Source organism: Methylocystis sp. WRRC1 (genome assembly GCF_020733155.1).
Lineage (GTDB): Bacteria > Pseudomonadota > Alphaproteobacteria > Rhizobiales > Beijerinckiaceae > Methylocystis.
Genome location: NZ_JAJFZJ010000001.1, coordinates 463,798 through 485,112 on the forward strand (window position 1 = coordinate 463,798; position 21,315 = coordinate 485,112).

Here is a 21,315-nt window from a genome sequence, read left to right on the forward strand (position 1 = left end):
TGAACTCATCAAACGCCGATCAAGAGATGCTCGATGCATCCGAGGAAATGGAGAAGACGATGAGCGCCGTCACGAAAACCGCCCCGCAGCAGGCCCGCGCGGAACGCATCAGCGAAATTCGTCCCGTCTACCTCGAGGCGCTGACGCTCGTGGAGCGCCTTCATCGCCGCCTGCTCGACGTCATCAAGGACGAGTTCGATCGTCGCGATCGCGGCGACGTCAACTCGGTGCAGGCGCTCCTCCTCTACAACATCGGCGACAAGGAGCTGACCGCGAGCGAACTGCGCACGCGCGGATATTATCTCGGGTCCAACGTCTCCTATAACGTCAAGAAGCTGGTCGAGATGGGCTATCTGCATCACGCGCGCTCGCGCCTCGACCGTCGCTCGGTCCGCATCAGCCTCACGCCCAAGGGCAAGGAAGTCCATGACATCGTCTCGCAGCTCTATGAGAAGCACGCGATGACGGTCGAGCACATCGGCGGCGTCTCATGCGACGAGTTCCGCAATCTGAACACGTCGCTTTCGCGTCTGGAGCGCTTCTGGACCGACCAGATCCGCTATCGCCTCTGACATTTCAGGTTTCGACTTCTTCTCCCGCAGTCTTCAACTTTTCGCCGGCAAAGCGTCCCAAGCCGCTTTCGCCGGCGATTTTCGTTTTTGAGCCGTCGATCTGGCGCGAACGGGGCAGACGCTCTATTTTCTGGTAAATTAACTTTCCTCTCGCCCGGGCGACCTCATGCGCTGGTCCTTCACGATAGGCACGTTCAAAGGGACCGCGGTCCGCATCCACGTCACGCTGCTCCTCTTTCTCGCCTGGATCGGCTTCGCCGCCTATCAGCGCGGAGGCGCGGAAGCCGCGGGGCAGAGCGTGTTGCTGATCTCGGCGATCTTCGCCTGCGTGGTGCTGCACGAGTTCGGCCATATACTGACCGCCCGGCAGTTCGGCATCGTCTCGCCCGAGGTCACGCTCCTGCCGATCGGCGGCGTCGCGGACATGAACAAGATGCCGGAGAAGCCCTATCAGGAGCTGCTGATCGCGGTCGCCGGGCCGATGGTTAACGTCGCAATCGCCATCGTGCTGCTCGCCCTGTCCGGCGCCTTCAACTTCGGCGACGCGGCGCAGATAAGCGATCCCTCGATCAGCATGGTGGAGCGGCTCGCGGCGACAAACATCTTTCTCGCCATTTTCAACCTCATCCCGGCCTTCCCCATGGACGGCGGGCGCGTGCTGCGCGCCGGGCTGGCCATGTGGCTCGGACAGGACAAGGCCACCCGCATCGCCGCGCAGATCGGCCAGGGGTTCGCATTCCTGCTCGGCTTTCTCGGGCTTACGTCCGGCCATCCCATGCTCGTCTTCATCGCCATCTTCGTCTACATGGCGGCCGCCGGCGAAGCGCAGATGACCAGCATGTCCGAGGCGGCGCGGGGCCTCAGCGCGATCGACGCCATGGAGACGCGGATCGCGACGATCGACCGGGGATCGACCGTGAACGAGGCCGTTGAGATTCTGCTCGCTACGTCGCAGGATGACTTTCCCGTCGTCGATTCGGCCGGCTGGTTCCATGGCCTGCTGTCGCGCTCGGACATTGTCGAGGCGCTCCGCACCTCCGACCCCGGCGCGCCGATCGCGCCCTTCGCCCGCAAGGAGACGCCGACGATCAATTCGGACGCCACGGTCGATGCGGCGCTGCCCGCTCTCAACGGCGGCGAGACCGTCGGCGTGATCGACCCTGACGGCCGGCTTGTCGGCCTGCTGACCCGTCAGTCGCTGGCCGAGATCATGATGATCCGAGACGCGCGCCCAGACTGGCGGTTTTCGAGACGCAGCCAAAGCTCTCGGACGGTTGCCTAACGCCGCCGCGCGGCCTATGGGACTTTCAGCGCCAAGAGCGGCGAAACCGGACCCGTAACAGCAATGTCCAATGTCACGCTGATCGACAATTACGACAGCTTCACCTTCAATCTGGTCCATTACTTCGGCCAGCTGGGGGCGAATGTCTCTGTGCGCCGCAACGACGCCGTCTCGGTGGCGGAGGTGCTGGCCGGCGGGCCGGACGCCATCGTCCTGTCGCCCGGCCCCTGCACGCCGCATGAGGCCGGCATCTGCATGGACCTGATCCGGGCCGCCGCGGAGACGATCCCGATCTTCGGCGTCTGCCTCGGCCACCAGTCCATCGGCGAGGTCTTCGGCGGCGAGGTGATCCGCGCGCCGCTGCCGATCCATGGCAAGATGGCGACCATCCTGCACCATGGCGAGACAGTCTTCCGCGGCATCGAGGGGCCGTTCCAGGCGACGCGGTACCATTCGCTGGTCGTGAAGCGCGAAACGCTTCCCGAATGCCTGCACATCACGGCCGAGACGCCCGACGGGCTGATCATGGCGCTCTCCCACAAGACGCTGCCGACCCATGGCGTGCAGTTTCACCCGGAGAGCATCACCTCGCAGCACGGCCACAAGATCCTGCGCAATTTCCTCGATCTCGCCGACGAGTGGAACGCCGCGCAACGCGGCCGGGCCAAGGTGGCGTGAGCGACTTCAAACCCTACATCGCCGTTATCGCCGAAGGCGAACCGCTGGCCCGGGACGAAGCCCGCGCGGCCTTCTCGTTGATCTTCGAGGGCGCGGCGACGCCGGCGCAGCTCGGCGCCTTTCTGATGGGACTGAGGATGCGCGGCGAGACGGTCGAGGAGATCGTCGGCGCAACTCAGGCTATGCGCGCCGCCATGACGCCTGTCGAGGCGCCGCCGGGCGCGATCGACATTGTCGGCACCGGCGGCGACGGCGCCGGCACATACAACATTTCGACGCTCGCCTCGATCATCGCCGCCGCCTGCGGCGCAATCGTCGCCAAGCATGGCGGCAAGGCCGCATCTTCTCTTTCCGGCGCTTCGGACGTTCTGGGAGAACTGGGCGTGAAGGTCGGCATCCCGCCCGAGGCCGCGAGCGCCTGCCTGCGCGAGGCGGGCGTCTGTTTCATGGCGGGCCCGACGCATCACCCTGCCCTGCGTTTCGCGGCGCCGGTGCGCTCGGAGCTCGGCGTCCGCACCATTTTCAATCTGCTCGGCCCGCTGAGCAATCCGGCGCGCGTCGAGCGGCAAACCATCGGCGTCTACTCCAAGGACTGGCTGGAGCCTCTCGCCCGCGCGCTCTCTGAACTCGGCTCCCGGCGCGTCTGGCTGCTCCATGGCGAGGACGGGCTGGACGAGGCGACGACCACCGGCGTCACTCACGTCGTCGCGCTGGAGGACGGCGTGATCCGCTCTTTCGACATCACGCCCGCGGACGCCGGCCTCCCCCGCGCGACGGCGCAGGAACTCGTCGGCGGCGACCCTGCCCATAATGCGAAAGCGCTGCGCGCCGTGCTTGCGGGCGAAAAGAACGCCTATCGCGACATCGCCGTGCTCAACGCCGCGATCGCACTCGTCGTCGCCGAGCGCGCCGCTGACATTCATGACGGCGCGGAGCAGGCCGCCCGCGCGCTCGATTCGGGCGCGGCGCGCGAAAAACTCGACGCGCTGATCCGCGCCTCCAACGCGTGACGCGCGCCGTCCGCGACCTTTTGGAGGGATAGGATTGCGCCCGCTAATCGGCTAATCTCACGAAATCAAAAGGCAGGGCGCGCTGCGCTCGCTGCAGGCAGCTATCATGACCGATATTCTGGATCGAATCGAAGCTTACAAGCGCACCGAAATCTCCGAGGCCAAGGTGCGCATGCCGCTCGCGACTCTCGAACGCAACGTGCGCGATCATGATCCGCCGCGCGGCTTCGTGCATGCGATTGAACAGAAATTGAACGAGCGCCGAATCGCGCTGATCGCCGAAGTAAAGAAGGCGAGCCCGTCCAAAGGCGTCATCCGCGAGAATTTCGATCCGCCGAAAATCGCCCGCGCCTATGAAAAAGCGGGCGCGGCCTGCCTGTCCGTGCTCACCGACGGACCCTCCTTCAAGGGCAAGCTCGAAGATCTCGAGGCCGCCCGCAAAGCCACGCATCTGCCGGCGATCCGCAAGGACTTCCTCTTCGATCCCTATCAGGTGTTCGAGGCGCGAGCCTACGGGGCCGATTGCATCCTCATCATCATGGCGGCCGTGAGCGACGACGAGGCGAAGGCGCTCAACACCGCCGCGCATGATCTGCGCATGGATGTGCTGGTGGAAGTCCACGACGAACGCGAACTCGATCGCGCGCTGGCGCTGGAGACGCGGCTGATCGGCATCAACAATCGCAATCTGCATGATTTCAAGGTGTCGCTCGACGTCAGCGAACGCCTGGCCGAGAAGGTTCCGCACGACAGGATCATCGTCGCGGAAAGCGGCATCATGACCCATGACGACTGCCTGCGTCTCGAGAAGTCGCGCATCTTCACCTTCCTCGTCGGCGAAAGCCTGATGCGGCAGGAGGACGTGGAGGCGGCGACGCGCGCGCTGCTGTTTGGCCCCTCGGGTCAGAAGACGACCGCGCGCGCCTGATCGATGGGTGGTCTCACGCATATCGACCCCAAGGGCGAAGCCCATATGGTCGACGTCTCGGCCAAGGCCGACACGAAGCGCGTGGCCCAGGCGCGCGGGCGCGTGGTGATGGCGCCGGAGACCCTCGCGCTCGCCGTTGCGGGACAGGCGAAGAAGGGCGACGTTTTCGGCGTCGCGCGCATCGCCGGGGTAATGGCGGCGAAGAAGACGAGCGACCTCATCCCGCTGTGCCATCCCCTGCCGCTGTCGAGCGTGACGGTGGAGATTACGCCCGACGAAGCGCTGCCCGGCGTGCGTGTGAGCGTCGAGGCGAGTTGCGCCGGCAAGACCGGCGTCGAGATGGAGGCGCTGACGGCGGTCTCCGTGGCCTGCCTCACGATTTACGACATGCTGAAAGCCGCGGACCGCGCCATGAGAATCGAGGGCGTGGAGCTGGTGTCCAAACAGGGCGGCAAGTCGGGCGACTGGCGGCGCGACGACTGAGATTCCATGCGAGCCGGAAGGCTCCCACATGAACAGAGGCTCCCCGGAATGGCTGACAACAAACTCCTCTCGGTCGACGACGCCCTCGCCCGCGTGCTGGCGGGCGCCGGGATGCTCGGCGAGGAAAATGTCGCGTTGAACGCCGCGCGCGGCCGCACGCTGGCGCGCGACCTCGTCGCTAAACGCACCCAGCCGCCGGTCGACGTCTCCGCCATGGACGGATATGCGCTGCGCGCCGCCGATCTCGCCTCGGGCGCGCCCCTGCGCCTTGTTGGCGAAAGCGCCGCGGGACACGGCTATGGCGCGACGCTGAACGCGGGCGAAACCGTCCGCATCTTCACCGGCGCCCCCGTCCCCGCCGGCGCCGACGCGATTCTCCTTCAGGAAGACGCCGTGGCCGAAGGCTCGGCCATCATCGCGAAAGACCCCGTCAAACCGGGCCAGCACATCCGGACGGCGGGCCTCGATTTCCGCGACGGCGCGGCCGCGCTCTTTGCGGGGACGCGTCTCGGCCCGGCCGAACTGGCGCTGGCGGCCGCGATGAATCACGCGGCGCTGGCGGTTGCGCGCCGACCGCGCGTCGCCATCCTCGCCTCCGGGGACGAGCTCGCGCCGCCCGGCGCCGAGCCCGGGCCGTCGCAAATCATCGCCTGCAACGGCTATGCGGTCGGCGCCATCGCGGAGGACGCCGGCGCCGAAATCATCGACCTCGGCCTTTTCCGCGACGACATCGGCGAGCTAGAGCGCGGCATCGCCCTCGCCCGCGAGGCCAAAGCCGACATTCTCGTCACCCTCGGCGGCGCCTCGGTGGGCGATCACGATTTGCTGCGTCCGGCGCTCGCGCGACAGGGCATGACGCTCGACTTCTGGCGCATCGCCATGCGCCCCGGCAAGCCGTTGATCCACGGCGCGCTCGGCGACATGCGCATCCTCGGCCTGCCGGGAAACCCCGTCGCCTCCATCGTCTGCGCGATGGTGTTCCTCGCGCCGCTCGTCCGGGCGCTGCAGGGCGATCCGCGCGCCGGCGAGGACAAGACCGAGGCGGCCGTCGCCGGCGCGGACCTGCCCGCGAACAAGGGGCGGCGCGACTATATGCGCGCCCGGCTGACGACCGGCGCCGACGGCCGCCTGATCGCGACGCCGCAACCCATGCAGGATTCGTCGCTCCTCACGGAGCTGACGCAATCGCAAGCGCTGCTCATCCGCGAAGCGGGGGCGCCGCCGCTGCCCGCAGGGGCGCCCTGCCGCATCTGGCGCTTGCGCTGAGGCCGTCGCACGGCCGTGACTTTGGCGCTGCAACATGGCAAACAGTCGCAATCGCCCTCAGATTGACTCGCCGCGCCGCGCAACGGGAGCCTGCACCAAATGTCCATTATCGATTCCGTTCGCAAAGTCCTCGTCCCCATTCATCCCGAGGGATATGTCTTCATCGCGGGCTTCGCGGTTGTCTCCTTCCTTCTCGACTGGTTTTCGCCGACCCTCGGCTGGATCGGCTTCATCGCCACCGCATGGTGCGTCTACTTTTTCCGCGACCCGCCGCGTGTGACGCCGCTGCGCGAGGGGCTCGTCGTTTCCCCCGCCGACGGCGTGGTGTGTTCGATCGGCTTCTTCCTGCCGCCGCCGGAACTCGGCATGGGCGCCGATCCGATGCAGCGCGTCTCCGTCTTCATGAGCGTCTTCGACTGCCATGTTAATCGCGCGCCGGTCACGGGCCGCGTCACCAAGATCGCCTACAAGCCCGGCCTTTTCGTCAACGCCGACCTCGACAAGGCGAGCGAGGACAATGAGCGCAACGGCCTCGTCATCGACTCCCCGATGGGGCGTTTCGGCGTCGTGCAGATCGCTGGCCTCGTCGCGCGGCGCATCGTCTGCTTCATCAAGGAAGGCGAGAATGTCGGCGTCGGCGAACGCTTCGGCCTCATCCGTTTCGGCTCGCGCGTCGACGTCTACATGCCCTCCTCCGCGCGCCCGATGGTCGCCGTCGGCACGCGCGCCATCGCCGGCGAAACCGTCCTCGCCGACATGAACGCGGGCGCGCCCGCGATCACCTTCAAGGCCGGTTGAGACCGCACATGACCGACGAGCCCGTTACGAACGAACCGCACGCAGACGAACTGACGGCCTCCGAGCGCCGCCGGCTGAGGTTCCGCAACATTCCGCTGCGCGTCGTGTTGCCGAATCTCGTTACGCTGCTGGCGCTCTGCATGGGTCTGACCGCCATCCGCTATGCGATCGAGGGGCATTTCGAGACCGCCGTCACCGCCGTCATGGCGGCGGCGGTGCTCGACGGGCTCGACGGGCGTCTGGCGCGCGCGATCAAGGGCACGTCGCGTTTTGGCGCGGAGCTGGATTCGCTTTCGGATTTCGTCGACTTCGGCGTTGCGCCGGGGCTGCTGCTCTATTTGTGGACGCTGCACGAGATCAAGGGACTCGGCTGGTTCGCGGTTCTCGTCTTCGCGATCGCCGCCGCGCTGCGCCTCGCGCGCTTCAACGTGATGATCGACGATCCGACCCGGCCCGCGTGGCACGCGGAATTCTTCGTCGGCATGCCGGCGCCGGCCGGGGCCGTGACCGTGCTGCTGCCGCTCTATCTGCATTTCTCCGTGCTGGAGCTGCCGGCGACAAAAACCGCGGCGGCCTTCTATATCGTCTACGTGTTGGCCATCGCCTTCCTGATGGCGAGCCGCATCCCGCATTTCTCCGGCAAGCGCATCGGCCGCATCCCGCGCGATCTCGTGATCCCCGTGCTCTTCGGCGTCGGCGTCACGGCGCTGCTGCTCGCGATCTATCCGATGGAAGTGCTCGCTGTGGTGAGCATCGCCTTCCTTGCGATGATCCCGTTGAGCGTGAAGCGCTTCAACGCCTTGAGCAAGGCGGACGCCGAGAGAGCGGGCAGCGTCGCAAGCTGACCGGACGCAGCGGACCGGGTCTCCTCTCCCCGCGCGATGTAAAGCCCGTCACCGCCCCGCCAACGGCGGTAGCGGCTCGGTCTCGATCTTCGTGCTGGGCGGCGGCGCGGGCGGGCCCGCCTCGCGCAGATTGATGACCGCCTGCTTGTCGGCTTCGGCCTCGCGGGGCGCGGTGAGCTGGGCGCCGATCTGGCGCACCACATTGGGCGCCTCCGCGAAGGAGCCATGTCCGACGAAATCCGTCGAGAAGGACGTGATGTCGTGCACCGAGACGCCGAGCCGGTCGAGCGCCTCGCGGTCCTCGGGTTTCGACGGGTCAAGGGCGCCGAGCCGTGGACGGTCGCCGGCGATACGCGAGGAAATGGACAGCGCGCGGTCATTGCTTGCGACAAAGATCGACACATGATGCGGGTCGAGCCGCGCGATCTGCTGCCGGAAAACGTTGAGGTCGATGTCCGGCGCCGCGAGCATGACTTCGCCGAGCCTCCCATCGAGGTCGGGATGACCCGCGATCGCCACGCCGCGCAGCGTCTCCATCGTGAGCCAGGCGCCCATGGAATGCGCGAGGATGTGCACACGCCCGACCCCGGGCGTCTGCGCGAGACCCAGCAGCAGCTTCTCCAGCGCGTCGCGCGAGACGGTCGCCGCCTCCTTGTCTGATTCGTAATTGAACAGTCCGCCGCGCGAATTCCATGTGAACATCGCCGCGACGCCCGAGAAACTGCCGTCGGCGACGATCTGCGCGAGGCGGAACCGCGCCTCGTCCAACCCCGTGTTGAAGCCATGCACGTAAAGCAGGATGTCCCGAGAGACGCCGACGCGCCCCGACACATGGGCGGCGACCTCGTTGTAGAACTCCTGCTCGTCCATGCCACGCTTCGCCAGCACCGTGAAATGCCGCTGCCTGTCCGCCGCGCCGAAGCTCGGCCGCTCGATTGCGCCGGGACGATGATCCCGCGGCACGCCGATCGAGGTCAGCGAGTAGCGCGCGCGGCCGTCGTCAGCGCTCCCCTCCCCGCGCCGCGTGGAGGCCACGAACAACGGCACGTTCATCGGCTCGCCGCGCGGTCCGCCCACATATGAAACCGCATTGGCGACATGGCCGTCGACCGCGCGCACGCCATCCGACACGCAGCCGGAGAGCGCTGCGGCGAGAACGATTGTCGCGAGTTTTGCTGCAGTCTTGAACAAGGCGATCGTTTCGATCCGGCGCTGTCGGGAAAATTTTCCCGTCGTGGCGAGAGTTATTTTCCCGGCGCCCCCTCCCGAGCCGAACTTGTGGCCCGGGAAAGCGACGAAAGCGGGGCGAAGCGCCCGTCCGATGCGGGAGAAAGTCTTGATAATTCATGAATCCGGGCGGATTTGCCGCACTTGCGCGCTCGCGGCGCGACCGTGCATATTGCGCCCCAACGACGAAAAAAGAACGGGAGGAGCGGCGGGCTCAGCGCGCCGCCGGTCTGGACATGCGGATCAGAATTCTGGGGTCGGGCGCCGGCGGCGGCTTCCCGCAATGGAACTGCAATTGCGCCAATTGCCGCGCGGTGCGCGACGGCGTCGCCGGCTATGTCCGACGCACGCAGTCGTCCCTCGCGGTGAGCGCGGACGGCGCCAATTGGGTTTTGCTCAACGCCTCTCCCGACCTGCGCGAGCAGATCGCCGCTGCGCCGGAGCTTTCGCCGCGCCATGACGACCCCCTGCGCGCAAGTCCGATCAAGGCCGTCGCGCTCACCAATGGCGACGTCGATCATGTCGCGGGGCTGCTGAACCTGCGCGAGGCGCAGCCCTTCAGCGTCTACGCCGCGCAACGCGTCCTCGATGCGCTCAAGGCCAATCCGATCTTCTCGATCCTGCAGCCCGCGCTCGTGCCGCGCATCGAATTGCAGATGGACCAGCCGATTGCGCTTTCCGGCGCGGGCGTCGATCTCGGGCTTTCGATTCGCGCCTTTCCGGTTCCCGGCAAGATCGCGCTCTATCTAGAGGACGCGAACGCGCCGAATTTCGGCACCAGCGCAGGCGACACGCTCGGCCTCGAAGTCATCGAATCGAAGACGGGCAAGTCCTTCTTCTACATTCCCGGCTGCGCCAGGGTGGACGCGCCGCTCGCCGCCCGGCTGAAGGACGCCGCGCTCGTCTTCTTCGACGGCACGCTGTTCCATGAAAACGAAATGATCGAACAGGGGCTGATGGGCAAGACCGGCTCGCGCATGGGCCACGTGAACATGAGCGGCGATGACGGCTCGATGGCCGCATTCGCCCCGCTCAATGTCGCGCGCAAGATTTACGTCCACATCAATAATTCAAACCCGGTGCTCAACGAATTCTCCGACGAATACCGTGTCGCGCAGACGGCGGGCTGGGAAATCGGCGAGGACGGCATGGAGGTGAGGCTATGAATGAGATCGTGACCGCCGACTGGCGCGACGCAGCGCCGCTCTCCCGGGAAGATTTCGAAGCCGCGATCCGCAACGTCGGCGTCGAGCGCTACCACGACAAGCACGAGTTCCATAAGCTGCTGCACGGCGGCAAGCTGAACAGGAACCAGGTCGCGGCATGGGCGCTTAATCGCTACTGCTATCAGGAGGCCGTGCCGCGCAAGGACGCCGCCTTCATGAGCCGGGTGCACGACCGCGAATTGCGCCGCGAATGGATTCACCGCATCCACGATCACGACGGACTCGGCGAGGAAGGCGGCGGCATCGAGCGCTGGCTGGTGCTCACCGACGCGCTCGGCTTTTCACGCGAGTATGTCGCCTCACGCCGCGGCGCCCTGCCCGCGACGAAATTCGCGGTCGAGGCCTATGTGCGCTTTGTCGTCGAGCAGCCGCTCGTCGTCGCTGTTGCGTCGTCACTGACCGAGCTTTTCGCTCCCTCGATCCATCGCGAGCGCATCGCCGGGATGCTGGAGAATTACGATTTCGTGGACGACCACGTGATGGCCTATTTCAAGCGCCGGCTCTCGCAGGCGCCGCGCGACTCGGAATTCGCGCTCGGTTACGTCCTGGAAAACGCCCGCACGCGCGAGGAGCAGGAAGCCTGCGTCGGCGCCGTGCGCTTCAAATGCGACGTCTTGTGGGCGCAGCTCGACGCCTTAAATCACGCATATGTCACGCCCGGGCTGATACCTCCGGGCGCGTGGCGTCCGGGCGAGTAACGGACAGCGAATAGCTCCGATCGATCGACATCGACGGACAGGGAAGAAAAATGGCAGCGCGCTACATCATCGGCCCCGAGTCGCGGCCCGCCTTCACACGTTATTCGCGACTGCATGAAGATCGCGCGCGCGAGCGGACCGTTATTCTCGCGCCCGAGCGCGCCTACGAACTCGATCCCATCGGCCTGATCGTGCTCCGCGCGATCGATGGAAAGACGAGCGTGGGGGATCTCTGCGCGCGTCTCGCACAGCAATATGCGGCGCCGCTGGAAGTCATTACGCGTGACGTAACGGCGCTGCTGCAGGGCCTTGCGGACAAGCGCCTGCTACGAGACGGCGCCGATCCGTTCTCGCCGCCAAAACCCTCGGCTTTTGCTTCTTCGATTGCGCCCTTCGCCGGCGGCCCCGCCGGACTTCTCGCTGAGCTCACGCATCGCTGCCCATTGCAGTGCCCCTATTGCTCCAATCCGCTGGAGCTCGAGCGCGCCAATACGGAAATGACCGCCGATCAATGGGGCGAGACTTTCCGACAGGCGGCGTCGATCGGCGCGCTGCAACTGCATCTCTCCGGCGGCGAACCGACGGCGCGACGCGATCTCGAGGAAATACTCGCTCACGCCGTCGACGCGGGGCTCTATACGAATCTCGTCACCTCCGCCGTGCTGTTGACGCGCGAGCGGTTGGAGCGCCTCGCCGAGATCGGCCTCGACCATGTGCAGGTGTCGATTCAGGACGTCGTCCCGGAGAGCGCCGATCGCATTTCCGCTTACGAGGGAGGCGTGCCGAAGAAGCGTGATGTCGCGCGCTGGACCCGCGAGCTTGGCCTCGGCCTCACGATCAACGCGCCGATGCACCGCCAGAATATCGCGCATCTGCCGCAGATCATCGACTTCGCGGTCGAGGTGGACGCACAGCGCATCGAGATCGCCCATATCCAGTATTACGCCTGGGCGCAGGTGAATCGCGCCGCGCTCATTCCCACGCGCGAAACTTTTATGGAGACCGTAACGATCGTCGAGGAAGCGAAAAAGCGGCTCCAGGGCGTGCTGAACTTCGACTTCGTCATCCACGACCATTACGCGACGCGTCCGAAGCAATGCACCGGCGGCTGGGGCCGCTCGATCATGGCGGTCACGCCCTCCGGCAAGGCTCTGCCCTGCCATGCGGCGCAGACGCTTCCCGGACTTGTCTTCGAAGATGTCCGCGAACGGCCGCTCGGCGAGATCTGGCTCGACGGTTCGGCTTTCAACGCCTATCGCGGCACGGGCTGGATGAAGGAGCCCTGCCGCTCCTGCGACCGACGCGAGATCGATCTTGGCGGATGCCGCTGCCAGGCTTTCGCCGTCACCGGCGATCCCGCGGCGACCGATCCCGCCTGCCATCTCTCGCCCGAGCACGCGCGATTTGCGGCCTTCGCCGAAACGGAATCCCATGCCCCAGCGCCGGAGTTCATCTACCGTCGGGTCGGCGGCGCGCCACAGGCGTCTCCGGGCCTCGTCAAAGAGCAGGCCTAAGTTGGCCTAACGCGTCGGCGCGGCGGCGGGATCGTCGCGGGGGTCGAGGTAATTGATCTTCATCGGTCCCACGCCGTTCACCTGAACCACGGCGTCTTCATTCGCGACGAGCCAATGCTCCACCCCCGGCGGGATGGCGACGAAGTCGCCCGCGTGAACGAATTTTTCGACGCCGGGATCGATCTGCTTGCCCTGACCGAAACGAAACGCGCCGGAGATCACGGTCAGCAATTCCATGTCTTCATGCGAATGCGCCGCGATCTGATAGCCGCCCGGCGCCCGCAGCCGTATCACGAACGGCCCCGCCTTGGTCGGGTCGCCGAACAGCGTCGCGACCTCGGCGCCACGCTGAAAAGCGCCTGGCGCGGCTTTCCAGACAAGCCCGTTCGCGAGCACGACCGAAGCCGATTCCGCCACCGCTCCGGACGAGCTGAAAGCGAAAAAAGCGCCAGCAGAAATTTGGAGTGCGAAGGTCCGCATGGCTTTCTCCTCCGTCGATTTCCCCCTCATGAGAAATAGGGCGGCGCAGCGGCGGTTAACTCTTCAGGGGCCGTAAATTTTTAATTGCGGTAACAAAAGAGCAACCTCCCCCATGCATATTTATCTCCGTCTCGCGGAGTTAATCATTTGTTTCGCATACGAGTCGCGTCATGGAGTTGAGTGCATGAAATCGCGGGATACACTTGTTCGCCTGAAGCGCTTCCAGGCCGAGGAAAAGCGCCGGCGCGTCGTCCAGCTGAATGCGATGATCGCGGAATTCACGCGCATGTCGACAGAGCTCGACCGCGAAATCGCTCTCGAAGAGCAGCGCGCCAATATCAGCGACCCCAATCATTTCGCCTATCCCACCTACGCCCGCGCAGCACGCACGCGTCGCGACAACATCGTCGCGTCGCTGACCGAATTGCGCGGTCAGCTCGAAGAAGCCGAGGCTCAATACAAGGAAGCGAATGAAGACTTCGCCAAGGCGCAGAGCCAGGAAGCGCGCGATCGCGGAGTCGAGCGCATGGTGGACGTCGTCGCCGAACGCCGGTCGGCCGAGATGCCGGAAGCTTTCCGCCGGGCGTAAATCCCGAAAAGACGCGCAGCCGCGATTTGCGCCGCGGCGCGCGAAGAGACAGTCAGAACCAACAGCCGGCGCCGAAAAGCGCGACCTTAGTCGTCGCCAGCGCCGGATGCGCGCTCGAAGGATTCGGGAAACTTCGCCTCGGTCGTGCCCTTGAGCATGGAAAACCCATACAGGGCGATGAGGAAAAGCGACGCGCCCTTGAAGGCGCGCGCCTCCGGCCCCGGCGAGCGGATATGGGCAAGCGCTTCCTTCAGGCGATCGGCGTAAGCGACGCGCATCGCCTCGAGATAGGCCTGCCCCCTGCGGCTTGCGGCGTCGCGCGTGAGCACATAGCCCTCCGCAAAAAGCGCGGCGACGGCGGCGACCATCAGGAAAAGCAGATAGGAGACGTTCTGCCCCTCAGCAAAAGCCATCTGGAGCTTCACGCCCGCGACGGCGATGATGAGAATGGCGCCGATGATCTCCAGACGGCGTCTCCAGACCTTGACGGACGGCGGCTGCAACAGATCGTCGGCCGCGAGCCGATCCCGAACCGGCTGAAGCTGCTGCTCCAGCGCATTCCGGAGCGCGCGATCCTCCAGTAGTTCTTGAGCGGTCGGCCCGTTTCGCACGGCCTCCAGAACGCGCAGTTCGAGAGCGTTCATGTCACCGCTCTGAGGCGCGGCGCCGGTCGGGACAATGCGCGACTCCGGCCCGAGAACGACGAATCCCCGCTCATCGAGGTCGTAAACCAGCGTGCGGATGACCTGATTCACGCCGCCCTGAAGATAAGCGACCTCCATCGCGTCCGGCGTCTGCGGAACCGGCGGCGGCGGACGACGGCCCGAGCGATCCGCGAAATGAATGACGAGAAAGGTCGTCGCCAGCACGGCGATGACGACGACGCCGAAGAAGTTGAGAAACTCGGGGCCGGAAAGATTGAAGAACGGTAGATCCTGCAAGGCGAAACTCCTCAGCCTGCGAAAACGTCATCGAAAAGACGGCGCGCCTGAAGCGTCGCGACCGCCAGCACAGCCATGCCGATCGCCTGATGCGCGAGCGCAAGCAACAGATGCGGCGTTCCGGCGAAGGGCGGCTCGACCAGCACGAGCGTCGCAACACCCAGTGCGATCTGCATCAGCACATGCCCAAAAACGATGATCGCGCCACGCCGCGCCTTTCCCTCGACGTTCACCAATGCGTCGATGAGATGCAGGCTCGCCATGGCGAGGATCACATAGGCGATCATGCGGTGGAAGAATTGCGCAGTCACCGGGTTGTCGACGAGATTCGTCCAGACAGGATCGAGCCGCCAGAGCACCTCGGACGACGGGATGAAGACGCCGTCCATCAATGGCCAGGTGTTGTTGACGAGCCCCGCGCGCAGGCCAGCGACAATCCCGCCCGCGAAAATCTGCAGGAACACAAGCCCGAGCAGCATGGTGGCCACCGTGCGCAGCCGCCCCGCCCCCTCATGCACGATTGAACGTGCGCGCGGCCCAAGCCCGCCCGCGACCCAAAGGCAGGCGGAAAAGATCAAGGCCGCCAGCAACAGATGAGTCGCAAGCCGCTCCTGCGCGACCTCCGTACGGTGGATCAGTCCCGAGGAGACCATCCACCAGCCGACGCCGCCCTGCAGCGCCCCTACCGCGAGGATGCCAAGCACCTTGGGCTTTACAGATCGCGGCAGCTGTTTCGTCGCCCAGAACCAGATGAGCGGGACCGCGAAGACGACGCCGATGAGCCGCCCGAGCAGCCGGTGCGCCCACTCCCAGGCGTAGATGAACTTGAAGCCGGACAGGTCCATGTCCGGGAACAGCTCCCTGTATTGCGGTATCTTCTTGTAGTCCTCGAAGGCTTGCTTCCACTCCGTCTCGGAGAGCGGCGGAATGACGCCCGTGACGGGCTTCCATTCGACGATGGAGAGGCCGGACTCGGTGAGGCGCGTCGCCCCGCCGACAATGACCATCAGGAAGACGAGAGCCGCGACGACCCATAGCCAATTGCGCACGGCGATCGCATTTTCTTCGTTCGCATGCGGCCGGATCGCCGGCACGGGTTGGGGAAAATGAAGCCAGTCTTCCATAGCCCGCTCGCCTGAGTTGTCGTTTGTTCTGGCCGGCAGTTAAGGGATGGTGGCGACGCTTGTCCACACCTTGCGGCGGGCCGGCCGCTCGCGGGTCCGATTTTCGACTGAAAACGGCGCGCCCGGCGATGTAAGAATGCGGTCGTCTTGAGTCGAGGATGGGATGTGACCGGCAGAAGCGCGCCCGGCAGAAACGATATGGCGATGCTGCGCACGATCGGAGAGGTCGCGGAGAGTCTCGACCTTCCGCAGCATGTGCTGCGCTTCTGGGAGACGCGCTTCAAGGAAATCGATCCCGTAAAGCGCGCCGGCGGCCGGCGATTCTACCGCCCGCACGACATCGAACTCGTCGCCGCGATTCGCCATCTGCTCTACCGCGAGGGCTATACTATCAAAGGGGTGCAACGCATCCTCGCCGAGCAGGGCGTCGACGCCGTGATCGAGGACGTCCGCCGCCGCCAGAGCGGCGAGGCCGCCGTGGAGCCGCCCGCCGCGCCCCCCGAGCCCCATCGGCAGGCGACGCTCGACCTGCCGGAGCCAAAAGCGCCCGAGGTTTTTCTCGAGCCGTCGATCCTTCAGCCAATGGAGGAGGAAGAGACAGCGCCGCCGGCTGAAGAATCGACGGAGCCGGTCGAGGAAATCGCCGAGGAACCGAAAACTGCGCCGGCGCAGATCATCCATCCGCCGGCGCTGATCGACGCGCCGGTGATCGTGACGCGCCGTCTCGACGAGTCGCAGGCGCAGGTCTTGCGCGAGGCGCTGGCGGAAATCGAGGAATGCAAGCGTCTTCTGAACCTCACCCGCCGGTAGGGCGAATCCGGCAAATTCGGATTGGCGGGATTCGCTGTCGCTCCCGCAATTGCCGGGCGTTCAGTCGGAAAGCAGCACGCACTTTTCCTGAAACCGCGCGAAAGGCGTGATCGACGTTGCAAGCCGACGAGCGCCTCTCTATAAGGACGCCAAGTCGGAGTGTAGCGCAGCCCGGTTAGCGCACTTGTCTGGGGGACAAGGGGTCGTGGGTTCGAATCCCGCCACTCCGACCATAAAATCAAAGACTTACGTAAGCTAAGACAGAGCGATAAGGCGACGGGGGTTCACGGGGGGTTCAAATCCCCCGAATCGGAAATGGCCCTTGTGGCTGGCGCTACAGAAGCCGCCGGTTTGTCCCGTCCGACTCCAGCCCGACAAGAAAAAAGCCCGAGCGCCGGGACGAATCGGCGCTCAGGCTCCACCACGGGCGAGAGGCACCCACCCCGCGGCGAGGGGATGCTGTAACGGCCGCCCGCCCAGATGCAAGCATCGCCGCCGTGGCGCGCCCTACGCCGCCATCCGCGCCACGGCGCCCGAGCGCCGCATCTTCTCGGCGGCCCATGCCGTCGAGAGGCATTGCGACCAAGACCAGCCGAGCCCGAGACGCTTGCCGTCGCGGTAGCGTTTATGGGCTCCTCTCATAACGGCGGCGCGGTCATACATCGCCGCCTCCCCTCTGCCCCTCGAATTGCGCTCGCGCCGCTGCGGCTGCGTCTTCGACCTGTCCCGCCAGCGCCCGGACGGCTGCGGCGTCGGCCGGATCGTGGAAGAGGTCGTCATTCTGGAGAAGCAGCCAGAGAACGCGCGACATGTCCGCAGCCGTGTCGAGATGCTGGCCAAGTTCATAGCGGCCGCCCGTGGTGGTGGTGGTCATGTTCATCTCCTTCAACAAAATAAACCGCCGCCGCGCGATCGGCTAAATCGAAGCACATGCAAATAATTCCGGCAAGCGTCGCTTTAGAAACGTACAAATAGTCGAGACGATCGCAGGGCCAGCCAAGAGTTATCGGTTTTGTAGTCTTTGTATTTCTACAAAACCGACTAAATTATTATTTCCTGGCCTGCGTCTGCGCCGCGCGAGCGGCTTCGTACTTTGCCTTGTCGACGGCGTGACGACGATCCTCTTCCGCCTCGATCGCGGCGCGGCTCTCGGGCGGGCGCGGGGTAAGGGAGTCGTCGCCGGGGGGCCGGACATTCTGCAAAACTGAGCCGTAATAGGCCGGATCGATCCATTGGAAGGAGTTGAGGCCCGCCGTGTAGGCGCTCAGCATCTCAAGATCGATGTCGGGCCGGGCGACGCGCGCGGTTGCGGCAGACGCATAGAGGACACGCAGCTTAGCTTCAGCATAGAGCGACGCCTCGGGCGCAAGGCGCCGCTCCGTGACGACGCGCCACAGTTCCCGCCAGTCCGTCATGGCGTCAACGGCGTCAATGTCGCCGCGCACAACGGCGAGGCGTGCCTCATCCTGAAAGTCGTGCAGGGGAACGCCGCGATGTTCGCCGATGGTCGGAATGTGATCGTCGTCTTTCATGCGGTCCCCTTCGCGCTCAGGAGTTGGAGCGCCTTCGCGTTAAGGTCGCGGGCGAGACGCTCGGTGGCGCCGTCTTTCTTCGCCTCAGGCGAATTGGCGGCCTTCGCGGCGAGCCCTTGCCGATACTTCAGCAGCTCTCGCGCCGCCTGTACCCGCGGCGTCGGCTTCAGCCGCCGGTTGCCCGCGATTTGCTCCAGAACCTCGATCGGATCGACCGGCGCAGTTGCCGCGGCTTTGCGAGCCGGTCGAGCCGGCTTCGGCTTCGTTGGCGCTCTCATCGTCACAGTTGGCCTCCTGTTCAGGCTGAAAAAAATTCAATCGTCGCGCGCGTCTGAACTGCGCATGCCACCCCTGCCGGTGTCGAGCCCCTGCTTTCACAGATGTTTTACCCTCCCCCCTAGGGGGTGAGCAGGGCGCCGCGCCGGTCCATCCGCGGTCGCGACGCCCCATATCAGGCGACATTGCCGCCGGATTATTTGGCCGGCGCGTCTTCAGAAAGCCCGGCCTTGACGGCGGCGACGGCGGCGCGAAGCTCATTTTCGATCGCCGCCTCGATGAAGGTCAGCGCGCCCTCATGATCGAAACCCGACGCGCGGCAACGGCCGTAAAGGTCTTGAAGGTCGTCGATCATCTCTTTCTCCCCTTTTTCGTCTCGCCGCCAGCCGCGCGAGATTCGAGCGCCACTACGCGGCGCTCCAGATCGGCGATGATCTGCGCCGCGTGTTCGCGCTCCCGCACGATGACGCCTTGCAGGAGCATGAGCAGCACGCCAGTGCGCACGAACCCATTGTCACCGTCGTCATCTGCCAATGTCGCCGGTGGTGCCGGCATAGGGCGCGAGGGGGCGGGCCGGTGCTGGCCCGATGCGGCGGGCTCGCGCTCGCGAGCGTCGCGCGCCCATTCATCGGCGGCGCCGGGCCATGGGCGCGGCGTGGCGAGCGTCTGTTCGGCACGGCCAAGCGCCTGAAGCGCCCTCAGCTCGTGCGGCGCGAGCGCGCGGGGTTCGGCTTGCTCTTCGTCTTCGATCATCACCACGATACGCCCTCCGCGAAGACAACGAGGCCATTGCGTTGAACAAAGGCGATATCGACGAGCAACCGCACGGCGATCGTCGCGGTCTGATAAACTTCGCGCACGGGGTCCGCGGTCGTCGGGCCAGTGCCGCTGACGATTTCCGCCGGCGTGTCGTGCATGTGCAGGGTCGCGCTCTCGGCGGTTTCGATATCGACGGCGCCGAAACTGACGGCGAAGCCGGTAGGATCAAGCGCGATGAGGGTTCCTTGCGCGACGGCGCGGCTCGGCCAAACCGGAACCTTCAACGTCGGCATTCTCGCCTGCAAAATCGCCGCTTCGGTTGGATGACAGACGAGCGCCGCATTGCCGCTGCCGCCGGCTGCCGCCAAGGACGAAAGCAGCAAGGCGACGTCATCTTCGGGAGCGCCATAAGGTGAAACCGGCGTGAGCCCGGCAAGGATGCCAGGATGCACGACGTCGTCGCCGGCCGCAGTGTTGAAGATCGCGGCGTCGAGACTGATCGCGGCGCGCTCTCTCAGGACCGCGTCAAAGACGGCGCGGCCGGCGGAGCGCTTCGCGAGTTCACGCGTCAGCGTGAGAATGACGCCGAATTTTCTTTCCGGTCCGATCGTGTCCTCACCGAACGCGTGCTCGTCGAGGGGAATCGGGGCGCCTTCGCCAATCCAACTCACCGGCGCAGGCGCAGCTGCCGAACGCGGGAAGCTAATCGAGGTAAGCGGCGCCAACTCGACATGCGCGCCGGCCGCTTTGACGAGCTGCGCGCCCGCGCTCTGCGCGCCAAGGGCGCTGAAGAAGGCGCCGACCGCGCTCTGCGTCAGATTCGCGCCCCAAGAGCCGGCGCCGGTCGCGCCAACTGTCTGATCGGCCTTGTCGACGCGGCCGCCGTTTTCGAAGACTCGCGCCAGTCGGGGGTTTTCCCTCATGATCCGATCGGCTTCATCGGGCCGTTTCGCCTTTTGCAAAAAGCTGACCCAGGCGGCCGCTGCAAGATCGCCCCCGCGATCGGCGGCGGGCGCCTTCAGGGCTTGAAGGATGCTACTATGCTTCGACATTCGCGAATCCCCTTCTACGAAACTGTGATTTCGCGAATCGTCGCATGTTTCACCGGCCGCCGGCGTCACGCGTGACGAGGCCGCAAGCGCGCGCGACGAACGCAGCGAGGCCGCGCGCGACAGCTTCCCGGTCGTCAGCCTCGATGGGGTGAATGTCGCCCGCCCAAACCAACAAGTCTTCAAGCGCGCCCGCGTCCACTTCGACCGCGACGACGCGCCGACCGAGCCGCTGGCGAGCGCGTCGCCGCCGCTGGCGCTCGGCGCCCGTGCGCCGATGCTTTCCTTTTCCATTTTGCACGTTCGGCACGGCCAAGCTCCTAACAACCTGTTTTTGTTCCCATTTTGCACGCGTTCAAAAACGCTCCCCCGGCCGGTGAAGCGCCCCCGCCCGGCTACAATTTTCGATCGCCCCCCGGCGGCGGCCGCAGGCGCGCCCGTCGCCGCTCGATCATGCCGCGCAACCGCGTAACGATCGCGTCGGCGCGGAAAAACGCCGAGAGTTCGTCATCGCCGGCCTCGGCGAAGGCGGCGGCGGCGCGGAGCCGGACGCCATCGAGTTCGCGCTCCAGCCGCGGCCCATCCAACAGGGCGAACTGCTCGGCCCGCCGAAGGAGTTCAAGAATGGCGTCACCATCTATGTCGATCATTTCCGCCCCCATCGCTCGGCGAGCATTTCGAGCTGCGCGCGCGTCGCGCGCCGACGCGGGGCGTGGCGCAGCACGTCGAGAGGATCGGGCCGCGGCGGAGGCGCAGCGGGCGTGGTCGGCGTGGCGGGCGCGGGGGGCGTGGCGGGCGTGGCGGGCGTGGCGGGCGTGGCGGGCGTGGTCGCCGGGCGCGGCAATCGAAGTAATGGGCGGCCGGAGGGGCCGCGCCGCTTGCTGAGATTCAAGGCCATTACTTTTGCTCCCGTTTCGGGCGAAGCCGCCGCCCCATTTCGCTCAACTCCTTTTCACGCGAACGCATACAAGAGCGCCCAACAGATTTTTGGCGGTCTTCATGGCGGTCTTCTTTTTAGAGGAGTATTTCTCTTTATTTTCAATATCTTAGAACACCGCCAATGAAGACCGCCAACATCTCTCTTGGCGGTCTTCCCAAGACCGCCAAAGCTACCCATTGGCGGTCTTCTTGGCGGACTTATAAATCCTTGTTTTTCAACGGTTTTCCTTGAAGACCGCCAAGACCGCCAACTTTTCTTGTTAAGAGCAAAAACGACGGCGATTGCGCT

28 protein-coding genes and 1 tRNA gene are annotated in these 21,315 nt (G+C 65.5%); 15 read left to right on the plus strand and 14 right to left on the minus strand.

Annotated features, from left to right (window positions below; genetic code table 11):
* The first annotated feature begins 59 nt into the window (after positions 1–59).
* The 9 genes from ldtR to LG047_RS02400 all read left to right on the plus strand — a co-directional run bounded on the left by ldtR (position 60) and on the right by LG047_RS02400 (position 7,862).
* Positions 60–572: a transcriptional regulator LdtR gene (gene ldtR, locus LG047_RS02360; RefSeq protein WP_036287262.1), complete on the plus strand. Its 513-nt coding sequence runs from the start codon at positions 60–62 to the stop codon at positions 570–572.
* A 166-nt stretch (positions 573–738) separates the two neighbouring features.
* On the plus strand, positions 739–1,854 hold the full coding sequence (locus LG047_RS02365) for a site-2 protease family protein (protein ID WP_227965111.1): 1,116 nt from the start codon (positions 739–741) through the stop codon (positions 1,852–1,854).
* Positions 1,855–1,917: 63 nt separating this feature from the next.
* Complete coding sequence (locus LG047_RS02370) at positions 1,918–2,532, plus strand: aminodeoxychorismate/anthranilate synthase component II (protein ID WP_036281856.1); 615 nt, start codon at positions 1,918–1,920, stop codon at positions 2,530–2,532.
* On the plus strand, positions 2,529–3,542 hold the full coding sequence (gene trpD, locus LG047_RS02375; protein ID WP_227965116.1) for an anthranilate phosphoribosyltransferase: 1,014 nt from the start codon (positions 2,529–2,531) through the stop codon (positions 3,540–3,542). Before LG047_RS02370 ends, trpD begins: the two co-directional genes overlap by 4 nt.
* Positions 3,543–3,645: 103 nt before the next feature.
* Positions 3,646–4,470 carry an indole-3-glycerol phosphate synthase TrpC gene (gene trpC, locus LG047_RS02380; protein WP_227968410.1) on the plus strand — a complete coding sequence of 275 codons (825 nt, stop codon included), beginning with the start codon at positions 3,646–3,648 and terminating at the stop codon, positions 4,468–4,470.
* Positions 4,471–4,473: 3 nt separating this feature from the next.
* Entirely contained in the window at positions 4,474–4,953 is a 480-nt protein-coding gene (moaC, locus tag LG047_RS02385; RefSeq protein ID WP_227965117.1) for a cyclic pyranopterin monophosphate synthase MoaC, read from the plus strand.
* A 48-nt stretch (positions 4,954–5,001) separates the two neighbouring features.
* The gene (gene glp, locus LG047_RS02390; protein WP_227965120.1) at positions 5,002–6,219 is read left to right on the plus strand and encodes a gephyrin-like molybdotransferase Glp; all 1,218 of its coding nucleotides are present in this window, start codon (positions 5,002–5,004) and stop codon (positions 6,217–6,219) included.
* A gap of 99 nt (positions 6,220–6,318) precedes the next feature.
* Positions 6,319–7,017, plus strand: a complete 699-nt coding sequence (locus LG047_RS02395) for a phosphatidylserine decarboxylase (protein ID WP_036281869.1) — start codon at positions 6,319–6,321, stop codon at positions 7,015–7,017.
* An 8-nt stretch (positions 7,018–7,025) separates the two neighbouring features.
* Positions 7,026–7,862: a phosphatidylcholine/phosphatidylserine synthase gene (locus LG047_RS02400; RefSeq protein WP_227965122.1), complete on the plus strand. Its 837-nt coding sequence runs from the start codon at positions 7,026–7,028 to the stop codon at positions 7,860–7,862.
* Positions 7,863–7,910: 48 nt separating this feature from the next.
* Here the strand turns inward: LG047_RS02400 and LG047_RS02405 are convergent, their stop codons facing one another.
* Positions 7,911–9,053 carry an alpha/beta hydrolase gene (locus LG047_RS02405; protein WP_227965124.1) on the minus strand — a complete coding sequence of 381 codons (1,143 nt, stop codon included), beginning with the start codon at positions 9,051–9,053 and terminating at the stop codon, positions 7,911–7,913.
* Between the two features lie 272 nt (positions 9,054–9,325).
* Here LG047_RS02405 and pqqB point away from each other — a divergent pair, with 272 nt between their 5' ends.
* The 3 genes from pqqB to pqqE are packed head-to-tail and all read left to right on the plus strand — an operon-like array spanning position 9,326 to position 12,527.
* Positions 9,326–10,255 (plus strand): pyrroloquinoline quinone biosynthesis protein PqqB, encoded by a 930-nt coding sequence (gene pqqB / locus LG047_RS02410; protein ID WP_036287273.1) that lies wholly within the window; start codon positions 9,326–9,328, stop codon positions 10,253–10,255.
* Positions 10,252–11,013 (plus strand): pyrroloquinoline-quinone synthase PqqC, encoded by a 762-nt coding sequence (pqqC, locus tag LG047_RS02415; RefSeq protein WP_036281876.1) that lies wholly within the window; start codon positions 10,252–10,254, stop codon positions 11,011–11,013. The genes pqqB and pqqC overlap by 4 nt, the downstream gene beginning before the upstream one ends.
* Before the next feature lie 50 nt (positions 11,014–11,063).
* Entirely contained in the window at positions 11,064–12,527 is a 1,464-nt protein-coding gene (gene pqqE / locus LG047_RS02420) for a pyrroloquinoline quinone biosynthesis protein PqqE (RefSeq protein ID WP_227965126.1), read from the plus strand.
* A gap of 6 nt (positions 12,528–12,533) precedes the next feature.
* On the opposite strand, the gene LG047_RS02425 is transcribed toward pqqE, so the two are convergent.
* Positions 12,534–13,007 carry a cupin domain-containing protein gene (locus LG047_RS02425; protein ID WP_051134481.1) on the minus strand — a complete coding sequence of 158 codons (474 nt, stop codon included), beginning with the start codon at positions 13,005–13,007 and terminating at the stop codon, positions 12,534–12,536.
* Positions 13,008–13,191: 184 nt separating this feature from the next.
* On the opposite strand from LG047_RS02425, the gene LG047_RS02430 reads away from it, so the two are divergent.
* Positions 13,192–13,596, plus strand: coding sequence for a flagellar export protein FliJ (locus tag LG047_RS02430; RefSeq protein WP_227965128.1), 405 nt, complete (start codon positions 13,192–13,194; stop codon positions 13,594–13,596).
* 86 nt (positions 13,597–13,682) lie between these two features.
* On the opposite strand, the gene LG047_RS02435 is transcribed toward LG047_RS02430, so the two are convergent.
* Both LG047_RS02435 and LG047_RS02440 read right to left on the minus strand, forming a co-directional pair.
* On the minus strand, positions 13,683–14,537 hold the full coding sequence (locus LG047_RS02435; RefSeq protein WP_227965130.1) for a TIGR04222 domain-containing membrane protein: 855 nt from the start codon (positions 14,535–14,537) through the stop codon (positions 13,683–13,685).
* Positions 14,538–14,548: 11 nt separating this feature from the next.
* On the minus strand, positions 14,549–15,661 hold the full coding sequence (locus LG047_RS02440) for a COX15/CtaA family protein (protein ID WP_227965132.1): 1,113 nt from the start codon (positions 15,659–15,661) through the stop codon (positions 14,549–14,551).
* A gap of 198 nt (positions 15,662–15,859) precedes the next feature.
* Between LG047_RS02440 and LG047_RS02445 the strand changes: the two genes are divergently transcribed.
* Positions 15,860–16,471, plus strand: a complete 612-nt coding sequence (locus LG047_RS02445) for a MerR family transcriptional regulator (RefSeq protein ID WP_227968412.1) — start codon at positions 15,860–15,862, stop codon at positions 16,469–16,471.
* Between the two features lie 155 nt (positions 16,472–16,626).
* Positions 16,627–16,704, plus strand: a tRNA-Pro gene (locus LG047_RS02450).
* A gap of 274 nt (positions 16,705–16,978) precedes the next feature.
* Here LG047_RS02450 and LG047_RS02455 read toward each other — a convergent pair.
* The 10 genes from LG047_RS02455 to LG047_RS02500 form a co-directional block, all read right to left on the minus strand.
* Positions 16,979–17,134, minus strand: coding sequence for a hypothetical protein (locus LG047_RS02455; RefSeq protein WP_227965134.1), 156 nt, complete (start codon positions 17,132–17,134; stop codon positions 16,979–16,981).
* Positions 17,127–17,345, minus strand: coding sequence for a hypothetical protein (locus tag LG047_RS02460; RefSeq protein WP_227965136.1), 219 nt, complete (start codon positions 17,343–17,345; stop codon positions 17,127–17,129). Before LG047_RS02460 ends, LG047_RS02455 begins: the two co-directional genes overlap by 8 nt.
* 175 nt (positions 17,346–17,520) lie before the next feature.
* Positions 17,521–18,003 carry a hypothetical protein gene (locus LG047_RS02465; RefSeq protein WP_227965138.1) on the minus strand — a complete coding sequence of 161 codons (483 nt, stop codon included), beginning with the start codon at positions 18,001–18,003 and terminating at the stop codon, positions 17,521–17,523.
* Complete coding sequence (locus LG047_RS02470) at positions 18,000–18,287, minus strand: hypothetical protein (RefSeq protein ID WP_227965140.1); 288 nt, start codon at positions 18,285–18,287, stop codon at positions 18,000–18,002. The genes LG047_RS02465 and LG047_RS02470 overlap by 4 nt, the downstream gene beginning before the upstream one ends.
* Positions 18,288–18,475: 188 nt before the next feature.
* Complete coding sequence (locus tag LG047_RS02475) at positions 18,476–18,634, minus strand: hypothetical protein (RefSeq protein WP_227964275.1); 159 nt, start codon at positions 18,632–18,634, stop codon at positions 18,476–18,478.
* Complete coding sequence (locus LG047_RS02480) at positions 18,631–19,032, minus strand: hypothetical protein (protein WP_227964272.1); 402 nt, start codon at positions 19,030–19,032, stop codon at positions 18,631–18,633. Before LG047_RS02480 ends, LG047_RS02475 begins: the two co-directional genes overlap by 4 nt.
* On the minus strand, positions 19,032–20,090 hold the full coding sequence (locus tag LG047_RS02485) for a hypothetical protein (RefSeq protein ID WP_227964268.1): 1,059 nt from the start codon (positions 20,088–20,090) through the stop codon (positions 19,032–19,034). The genes LG047_RS02480 and LG047_RS02485 overlap by 1 nt, the downstream gene beginning before the upstream one ends.
* A gap of 49 nt (positions 20,091–20,139) precedes the next feature.
* Positions 20,140–20,397, minus strand: coding sequence for a hypothetical protein (locus tag LG047_RS02490; RefSeq protein WP_227964266.1), 258 nt, complete (start codon positions 20,395–20,397; stop codon positions 20,140–20,142).
* Between the two features lie 85 nt (positions 20,398–20,482).
* Complete coding sequence (locus LG047_RS02495) at positions 20,483–20,737, minus strand: hypothetical protein (RefSeq protein WP_227965142.1); 255 nt, start codon at positions 20,735–20,737, stop codon at positions 20,483–20,485.
* A complete protein-coding gene (locus LG047_RS02500) occupies positions 20,734–20,985 on the minus strand; it encodes a hypothetical protein (protein WP_227965145.1) in 252 nt (83 codons plus the stop codon). Before LG047_RS02500 ends, LG047_RS02495 begins: the two co-directional genes overlap by 4 nt.
* Between the last annotated feature and the right edge of the window lie 330 nt (positions 20,986–21,315).